Source organism: Tychonema sp. LEGE 06208 (assembly GCF_015207505.1).
Classification (GTDB): Bacteria; Cyanobacteriota; Cyanobacteriia; order Cyanobacteriales; family Microcoleaceae; genus Microcoleus.
Map to the genome: position 1 here is coordinate 1 of NZ_JADEWT010000180.1, position 8,183 is coordinate 8,183.

At 44.1% G+C, this 8,183-nt stretch carries 7 protein-coding genes and 4 pseudogenes; 3 read left to right on the forward strand and 8 right to left on the reverse strand.

All coding sequences use genetic code 11. The features are described from left to right. Positions 1–260: 260 nt before the first annotated feature. The 3 genes from IQ263_RS27190 to IQ263_RS27200 all read right to left on the reverse strand — a co-directional run bounded on the left by IQ263_RS27190 (position 261) and on the right by IQ263_RS27200 (position 2,286). The gene (locus IQ263_RS27190) at positions 261–866 is read right to left on the reverse strand and encodes a PepSY-associated TM helix domain-containing protein (protein ID WP_228050400.1); all 606 of its coding nucleotides are present in this window, start codon (positions 864–866) and stop codon (positions 261–263) included. Positions 867–1,241: 375 nt separating this feature from the next. Further along, positions 1,242–1,643, reverse strand: a complete 402-nt coding sequence (locus tag IQ263_RS27195) for an ExbD/TolR family protein (protein WP_194071171.1) — start codon at positions 1,641–1,643, stop codon at positions 1,242–1,244. After that, positions 1,627–2,286, reverse strand: a complete 660-nt coding sequence (locus tag IQ263_RS27200; RefSeq protein ID WP_194071172.1) for a MotA/TolQ/ExbB proton channel family protein — start codon at positions 2,284–2,286, stop codon at positions 1,627–1,629. The genes IQ263_RS27195 and IQ263_RS27200 overlap by 17 nt, the downstream gene beginning before the upstream one ends. Before the next feature lie 626 nt (positions 2,287–2,912). On the opposite strand from IQ263_RS27200, the gene IQ263_RS27205 reads away from it, so the two are divergent. Both IQ263_RS27205 and IQ263_RS27210 read left to right on the forward strand, forming a co-directional pair. Further along, positions 2,913–4,490, forward strand: a complete 1,578-nt coding sequence (locus IQ263_RS27205; protein WP_194071173.1) for an energy transducer TonB — start codon at positions 2,913–2,915, stop codon at positions 4,488–4,490. A gap of 170 nt (positions 4,491–4,660) precedes the next feature. Beyond that, on the forward strand, positions 4,661–5,443 hold the full coding sequence (locus IQ263_RS27210) for an MORN repeat-containing protein (RefSeq protein WP_228050401.1): 783 nt from the start codon (positions 4,661–4,663) through the stop codon (positions 5,441–5,443). A gap of 1 nt (position 5,444) precedes the next feature. On the opposite strand, the pseudogene IQ263_RS27215 reads toward IQ263_RS27210, so the two are convergent. From IQ263_RS27215 to IQ263_RS27235, 5 genes and pseudogenes are all read right to left on the reverse strand, one after another. Beyond that, positions 5,445–5,643: pseudogene (locus IQ263_RS27215) on the reverse strand (transposase); the annotation flags it as partial. Between the two features lie 200 nt (positions 5,644–5,843). Then, positions 5,844–6,065: pseudogene (locus IQ263_RS27220) on the reverse strand (transposase); the annotation flags it as partial. A gap of 163 nt (positions 6,066–6,228) precedes the next feature. After that, positions 6,229–6,363: pseudogene (locus tag IQ263_RS27225) on the reverse strand (hypothetical protein); the annotation flags it as partial. 21 nt (positions 6,364–6,384) lie between these two features. Then, positions 6,385–6,837: a hypothetical protein gene (locus IQ263_RS27230; RefSeq protein ID WP_194071174.1), complete on the reverse strand. Its 453-nt coding sequence runs from the start codon at positions 6,835–6,837 to the stop codon at positions 6,385–6,387. Beyond that, a complete protein-coding gene (locus IQ263_RS27235; protein WP_194071175.1) occupies positions 6,797–7,561 on the reverse strand; it encodes a transposase in 765 nt (254 codons plus the stop codon). The genes IQ263_RS27230 and IQ263_RS27235 overlap by 41 nt, the downstream gene beginning before the upstream one ends. 108 nt (positions 7,562–7,669) lie before the next feature. On the opposite strand from IQ263_RS27235, the pseudogene IQ263_RS29005 reads away from it, so the two are divergent. After that, positions 7,670–8,057: pseudogene (locus IQ263_RS29005) on the forward strand (transposase); the annotation flags it as partial. Positions 8,058–8,183: the final 126 nt, after the last annotated feature.

Here is an 8,183-nt window from a genome sequence, read left to right on the forward strand (position 1 = left end):
CATATAGATTGTGTATGGCGATTGAGGGTCCGATGGGGATCAGGGGAGAGGGGGAGAGAATTTGACGTTTTTTGATTGTCATCAAAATATACAATGTTTATTTGCACAACAGCTTATCAACCGAAGAGGATTTGCCGGCTTCATAGTCATAAACCATAAACCTAGTTAAATCATAAATTTCTAGTTGAGAATAGTCAATATTTCACAATAACCCGGTTTCTTTATTGTGAGTAAATCCTGCCTAAGAAAGCCGATTTGACTCAGTTTGATTGGCCAGCAATTGGGATGTTAATTCCCGTCTTGCCTTCAGCCACCGTCTCCGTTTCCAATTCACCAAACCAGTGATTAATAAAAACACTGGGTACTAAGCCGATGAATACATAGAGACTGCGACTGTAAATTCCGCCAAAAATACCGAAATGAATAGTGCCGATCGCGATCGTAAACTTTAACATAGGTGGCGGTTCTACAACGCGATTGACTGTCAACACTTCCCCACTATATCGGTTCAGTTCTACATTACTCAGAGCAAATCGAATCGACTCGTGAGGAAGTTGCTTGCTAACTGTAATTTTTTCTGGTTCATGTTCGTCAAAAACTACATAAGTCGTTTTTCCATCCGGCATGGCTGCATCAGCTTTGCGTAACAGTTGACTTAAAGCTATGGGTTGTTTTGCAGGGGGCAAAACTTTGGCAAATTGCGGAGGTTGATTGAATGAAAATTGCAGAACTAAAAATGACAATATCGCACCTGTAACAGCCAGAATTAGTAAAAATGTACTTGATAAAATGCCTCCGACTTGATGGATATCGTATCTTAATAATGGTAGCGGTGCAGTCGTGCGAACTGTAAAGCCTGTTTTCAATAAATTTGAGTAACACCTCAAAAAAAGCTTTTGAAGAAACGATCGCAGTTACCGGCCGCGCGATCGCCGATTTCAAGATTTCAGGGTTGCAATGAGTGCAACAAGTAGAATGGCTCAACCTTTGAAGGATTTTTGAGAAATCTCCCGTAAAACAGTTCGACAGCTTTAGACTTCCTGCGCTACAGGTGCCAGCACCATCCTCATCAATTAGCTTTTACCTTTCTGCAAGACGGAGAAACAGAAAGGTATATTTTATTGAAAAAACACGGTTTCTAAGCACCACTGCGTCAATCCTACGATCTTTAGTACATCTGCATCGGGAAATTGCAGTTTAAGGGTATGAGAAAATTCTCAAGTAGGAATTATACTAACTTTTTACTTGATGGTAGCAATCCCTAACTTAGCTCCCTTAATTCGGCGCAATCGATCCATAACTTCCACAACATTTCCGTGATTGACACCTTTATCCGCGTTCAAAATAATTAAAGAAGTCTGATTAGAACCCATCACCTCGCGCACCGCACCCTCAATCTGGTCTAAGTTGACTGGCTTTTTATCAACCATTAATTTTCCCGATTCATCAATGGTGATGGTAATTTTAGAAGGTGCTTCCTGACTTTGAGAGGTTGTCGCTTTTGGTAAATTTACCGGCAAACCCTCAGATTTGGATAAAGACAGAGAAGAAATGATTAAAAACGTCAATATAGCGAATACCACATCAATCATTGGCACGATATTGATCTGAGCAATGTTATCGGGTTCATCGGGTAGACGCATAGTTAGATTCTCTCGGTAGTTTTTCGTAGCGGTGACGGTACAATAATTCTAGCTGCCCTCCAGCTTCCTGAATAAAAGCAATTTGTTGTAAGTAAAACCCGCGAAACATATTGGCAAATAACAGCGTAAAAATTGCCACCACTAACCCCGTTGCCGTAGATACCAGAGCTTCGCTAATCCCACCGGTAACGCCTGCTGCATTGCTGCTGCCGGCTTCTCCCAGTTTGAGCGAGCCAAAAGTAGTAATTAATCCCAAAACAGTGCCGAGCAACCCAAATAGTGGGGAAAGGCTGATAATGGTATCAAATATTGTATTAAATCGCTTCAGAATAGGGATTTCTGCCTGAGCGCCACTTTCTAGGGCTAAACGAAATTCTTCGATGTTGGGCGAGTCTAATTCTAAAGCTTCTAAAAAAATCCGAGCCAAAGGCAAATCGGCGTTTACTTGTAATTTTTTGATGGCGGAATTGGGGTTTTCGCGGTAGAGATTTAGAACTTCTCGCACGACTCGCCGCTGCCGCCGATTTACCCGAAACCAAAAGGCAAGACGCTCTATAATCAACGCTACTGCTGCGATTGACGAGGCAAACAGGGGCCAAGCAACAATGCCTGCAGCGCGAAAAATGTAAATCAAAGTATCCATTAGAAAGTATCCATTAGTTTGTACTCTCGCGAGATCCGTCGATCGCAGGGGGCCTAATGCTGCAACCCCCTGCGACAGAAGGCTGGTAGATGTTTCTGCGTCAAGTTGGCACAAGTGATTCAGACGGAGAATTGTTTCACTCCTTGGCGCGATCGCACAAACGCACTACCTGTATGTGAGTATCTTTGCCTGTAGTCTAAATGCTCCTACTGTTATCCCTATCGATTTTTATGTCAGTGCTTTCTTGCTAAAATTTGCATTAGGAGTTGACACTAGCAGTCAATACTTAAAAAGATTCTCAACTAGAATTTCACGATTATTCGGGAATGTCAAGCGATCGTACCGGAGACAATATACAGATTAATTATATTACAACTACATATTTATAAATAATAGTTATAAATTAAAGGGCTTGAGAATACTGATTTTTTTTGGTACAGTATGGCTTAGAGTATTGCAGTTAAGGAATTTGGGAATTTTATCTGCCCGAATTCGACCGCAAACAGCGCCCGCGTGAGTAACACAGACAGCAAAACAGAATGCTAGGTGATAGTATAAACTCGCTATATAAAAAACAAATAAATGAGAATAATTACAATCTAACTAATGAAGGAGATTCATCAGGCATGAGTTTTTCAAACGTTTCGGCGACGCAAAGACAACAAGAAGAAGAGGCTCTCAAAAAAATTCTGGCGATCGGCCTGCTAGCCTCAACCATACTGCACGCTGTTGTACTGCCGTTGAGCCTCAAATTGGTCAAACCGGCTGAGTTTGCAGACGATGCCATTGAAATTGTCATGCTGGATGAACCGAAAGTAGAGGAAATCAAGCCAGAGCCAGCTATTCCAGAAAAGGTATCTCCCCCGCCGGAGACATTCAAACCAGAACCGCCACCAGAGCCAACTCCCCCAGAAGAGCCACCCGTAGCAGTCACGCCACCGCCGATTCCAGAGGAAGCCCCGGTAGCAGTCACGCCACCGCCGATTCCAGAGGAAGCCCCGGTAGCAGTCACGCCACCGCCAATTCCAGAGGAGCCACCCGTAGCGGTAACGCCACCGCCGATTCCAGAAGAGCCTTCTGCGATCGCACCTAAACAGGATTTGACTCCCCCAGAAACTCCTCCAAGCCCGATCGCCAACGAACCCAAAACCCCATCGCCCGATCCTCCCAAAAATGATAGCCCCATCGCCAGTGAGGAACCTCCTAAAAGCGAACCACCCGTTACCCAGTCTCGCCCCAAGAGCGCTGAGAGTTCCCCAGATTTTACTGCAGATGCTGGAAATCCCAAGTCATCGAATAGTCCTGAAAACAATAACTCGCCCTCGCCATCCTCAGAGGCATTAAATCCTGCTTCTGCCCCCATAGCCCGAGATCCCGCAGCCGGCCCGCCAGTCACAGCTACCAGGCCAGGAGGCGGCAGCAATTCGGCAAGTGCGATCGCCGATGTCACAAACCCAGCAGGAAATGCCGCCCCGAGTGAAAGCGAAATATCTTCCTCAGAAGAGCCATTTGCGGGCGGTTCTGGCCCCATAGCCCGAGATCCCGCAGCCGGCCCACCAGTCACAACTACCAGGCCAGGAGGCAGCCGCAATTCGGGAAGTGCGATCGCTGATGCCACAAACCCCTCCTCTGCCCCCGGAGGCGGAAACCCCCAGAGTGAAAGCGGAAGCTCTTCCTCAGAGCCATTTGCGGCCGGTTCTGGATCCATAGCCCGAGATCCCGCAGCCGGCCCGCCTGTCACAGCTACCAGGCCTGGAAGCGGCCGCAATTCGGGAAGTGCGATCGCTGATGTCACAAACCCAGGAGGAAGTCCCTCGAACTCAACATCCGGTGGTAGTGGAACTGGTGGGGGGGGTTCTTCAGAGCCCTTTGGCAGTGGTTCGGGCTCAGTGCCAAAACCGAAAAACTCTGGTGGAGGGGGGAGTGCTTCCCCTGCTTCGGGCCCGCCTCCGGGCACTTGCATTAGCTGCGGTAAACCTGAATATCCCAGTGCCGCCAGAAAAGAAGGGCGGCAGGGTCAAGTGAAAGTCAAGTTTGATATTGACCCCAACGGTAAGGCATTCAACATCGCGATCGAGACTTCTAGCAAATACGACGACTTCGATCGCGCAGCGATTAAAACAGTAGAAAAATGGAAATTTGCCTCATCAGACAGCGGTATTCAAGGAAAAACAGCATCTATTACCTTCCGGCTCAATGAGTAGGTATTTTCTGGAAACCTAGCAATTTGGCTGGGAATTCAATAGCACCAAGAAAGCAACTGCAAAGCTAAAAATTGAATTTTGTGTAAGTTATGAATTTTGGAATGTCGCCAGCAACATTAAGTAAACTTCAGCGATTTGGATTCGCTCTATTACTTGGCTCCAACTTGGGAATGGCTGAGTTATTCGCAAACCCTCACAGCGCAATGGCAGGAGTGATTACTTTACCCGATGGCGGACGTTGTGAGGGAGAATTGAGCGAGGGAAAACTCAGCGGGCCCGGTCTCTGCGAATATGCCAATGGCGATCGCTACGAAGGCCAATTTCTCAACGGCAAACCTCACGGTAAGGGCACTTACACATTTAAAGAAGAAGGTCGATACCAAGGAGAATTTGCGGATGGGGAATTCAACGGTCAAGGTGTCCGCGAATTTGCTAACGGCAACCGCTACGAAGGAACTTTTAAAGACGGTGAATTCGACGGTACTGGTATTTTTACTTCAGCTAACGGCCTTCGTTACGAAGGCACTTTTGCCAACGGTTCTCCCAGCGGCCGAGGGGCTTTTACTTTCAGTAACGGCAATCGTTGCGAAGGAGATATTAAGGAAGGAAAAATTCAAGGCAAAGGTGTTTGTCAATATGCTAATAAAAACCGCTACGAAGGAGATTTGCGAAATAACCTACCTCACGGACAGGGAATTTATATTTTTGCGGTCGGAGGCCGTTATGAGGGGCAATTTAGTGAAGGCCAATTTCACGGCAAAGGGGTTCGCGAATATCCGAACGGCGATCGCTATGAAGGAGAGTTTGTCAAGGGCAACGCTCAGGGTCAGGGATTGTTGACTTTTAAAGCAGGGGGACGTTATCAAGGGCCGTTTGACAAGGGAGAATTTAGTGGTGAAGGTGTCCGTGAATTTGCTAATGGCAATAGCTATAAAGGGCTCTTCCGTACTTAACTTATTGTGCTAATTTTTTAGGAAAATGCCAAAAAAGTAATGCCCGTATTTCAAAATCTCTCAAATTTCTCGCATCCCAAACCACACCTTTTTAATAGCTTTAATTTAGTATTAATTCCCTCTACTATCCCATTTGTTGTTCTTGATTCAAAATAGCCTACAATCTCTCCCAAGCATCTTTTGATTGTTTCTATAGCCTTTATCAGAAAGATGAGGTACAATAACAGCAGTGTGTAAACCAGTTAAAAATATTGGACGATGTAACTTGACCGAACGCAAACTTAGAGTGCTTTTGCTAATTCTTGATAATTAGTAGTTTTGATAGAACGAAGAATAATTTTAAGTTTTTACCAGAGATTTTTAATTGGTGAAAAATCTGGTGAATAAGGTGATAAGTATATTAATCTTGCCCCTTTTTTTCGATCGTTTTTTTCACTTCTTCTCCCAAGTGAATGGGACAATTATCCATGACTACACAAGCACCTTTCCATAGTTTTGGCACAATTTTTCTGATAATAAAAGCTTCAAATGTAATTGCATCAGTTGGGCCTATTAGATTAACCGATGTCAAAATTTCCTTGACTGACATTGCTCCAATTATTGAGACATTTTTGCCACGTTTAGTTGGTTTTGATCCCGGGCTCTTTGACCTTTCAAAGCTCTAGCATATAACCTAACCATTGCTAAATTAACTCCCGATTAGTCAATGAATATTAAGTATTTCAAACTAATCTCTTTTATGGTAGTCTTTTTTTGTAAAGGACAGAGGAAAACAATCTCTCTTATTATCCAATCCCCATTTTTTTTCTGATTTGTTGGTTGTATTCGTGGATGAAGTTCCAAATTGCCCCAATATGATTCTCTAGCTTCTTTGAGAATGATAATGTCTTTCTCACTAACCTTGATATTCTCTGTCTTAACCCTGATTGACTGACAAAAGTTTAATTAGCCCAAACTACAGTGGTAGCTTGAAACTCAATTCGGTAAGTTCTTTGCTGATGTTGTAAACGAGAAGCCTTGACTGGTTCGGGGTCAATATTAGTAGAAAAAGAGATAACAGAAATTAAATTCCAGCCCTTGTTCAGAGCTTGTTTGACCCAACTCCAGCCAATTTTCAAGTAGCTAGCACCCCGATACCAATGTGGATCTACACAGCGACGCTGACCTAAAATGACAACTTCAACACCTTGAGCAGTCAAGAACAAAGTAGTCATCGCTAACACCAAGCACAGTCGAGAAAGAGCTGGAGCGGAACGGAGTTTAGAGTCTTCGAGATTGAATCCAGAGGATTTATCATCCAGAAAATTTTCCTCAATGGTAAAGCGTTGGCCATATTCCCGAAAAGTTTGGAGATTAGTAGGTGAGCGTACTAATAATGTACCAGTGTTCACCATTCGTAGATTCCCACGCAATTGCTAGATGGACATCTGTGAGCGAGTTACATTTGTGAATTTGAACGTTGTGGATCAGTTTTGCCTCGCCGATGGCTACCGGAAATTGACTCACTCGCTGCCACCCCTGCCGTGGATGACGCAGCCAAAAATTGCCTTTAATCCGGATTCGACAGTGCCAGCCTAATTTTCTGACATAACGGACTAATTCGGCATTGGCAAACCCCCTGTCAGCCAAGAGAATGACTTTGACATCGACTGGTAGGAGCCTAGAGACACGCTTGAGGAGGTCCTGATAAGTATCGATTTTGACACTACTACTTTTGTGTTTGAGTACTCGCCAGCCCACCGGAATCGCTCTGCCCAAATGTACAACACAGATCCGAATTATGCAATATTTATCCCATAACATACTGGTATCAAAACTCAGATAAATTTCTGAGTCTTTCCAGTTGGCAAAGGAGGCCTTCACTACAGGACTATAAAGTTTTGCTGGGTTGATGCGAGGATTATTTACCCATCGAGACAATCTTAGTTGTGTGCTTTGGGCTATTTGTGCTTTGGTGCAAACATGGTCGATCCATTTGGTTAGATTTACCTTGCCTTCTACAATCAAACCAACCATCATCCAACACATCACTCCTAGATGTCTTAAATCTGACCACTGACTGTATTGACCTGCGAATTTCATTAGTTTATGATGAAGATGAGAGGGGCGATCGATCATTTCGATTCATACTGGTTTTTTGGTTAAAAACAGTTTATCCCTCTTTTTCTCTTTAATCCAGTCTGGGTCAGCTTTTATCCCGATCTTGACTGACTTTTGTCAGTCAACCAGGTCAGAGCATTAAGGTTATGGAGCTCAGTTACTAAAGAAATGTTGTTAATGTGGGATAGAGGTTTACATTCATATGCGATGGTGTCAGCCACACTCAGCAAGGGTTGTGACTACTTAGGACGAATTCCGTCAAATGTTAAATTCCTCAAGGAAACACAACTAGAAGATGGTTCTTACTTAAGTTTTATTAATCCCCCAGGCCAATCAGCGAAAAAAAGGATTTAAACCCATCCAAATCAGAGTAATCGAGTACACGATTGAAAACTTAAACGCTCCAACAGCAGAAATTAGATATCGTTTAATTAGAAGTTTATTAGACTCTCAAAAATTTCCGGCAAAGTTATTGGCTGCCGAATATCATCAACGATGGGAAGTCGAAAATACGTAATTGCTCAACTAGGGGAAAAAAGGGAGCCATCAATAGAGAGAGCTTGTTGAATAGATTGATAAGCCGTCAAGCCCTGACGCTTGCCAGTATTAACCACTGAACGAACGGCAGCAAACAAATCTC

What these genes read in the sequence shown, in the direction of transcription:
- IQ263_RS27195 (WP_194071171.1), bottom strand. Translation starts at nt 1,643, where the DNA reads ATGCGTCTACCCGATGAACCCGATAACATTGCTCAGATCAATATCGTG.
- IQ263_RS27200 (WP_194071172.1), bottom strand. Translation starts at nt 2,286, where the DNA reads ATGGATACTTTGATTTACATTTTTCGCGCTGCAGGCATTGTTGCTTGG.
- IQ263_RS27205 (WP_194071173.1), top strand. Translation starts at nt 2,913, where the DNA reads ATGAGTTTTTCAAACGTTTCGGCGACGCAAAGACAACAAGAAGAAGAG.
- IQ263_RS27210 (WP_228050401.1), top strand. Translation starts at nt 4,661, where the DNA reads ATGGCTGAGTTATTCGCAAACCCTCACAGCGCAATGGCAGGAGTGATT.
- IQ263_RS27230 (WP_194071174.1), bottom strand. Translation starts at nt 6,837, where the DNA reads ATGGTGAACACTGGTACATTATTAGTACGCTCACCTACTAATCTCCAA.
- IQ263_RS27235 (WP_194071175.1), bottom strand. Translation starts at nt 7,561, where the DNA reads ATGATCGATCGCCCCTCTCATCTTCATCATAAACTAATGAAATTCGCA.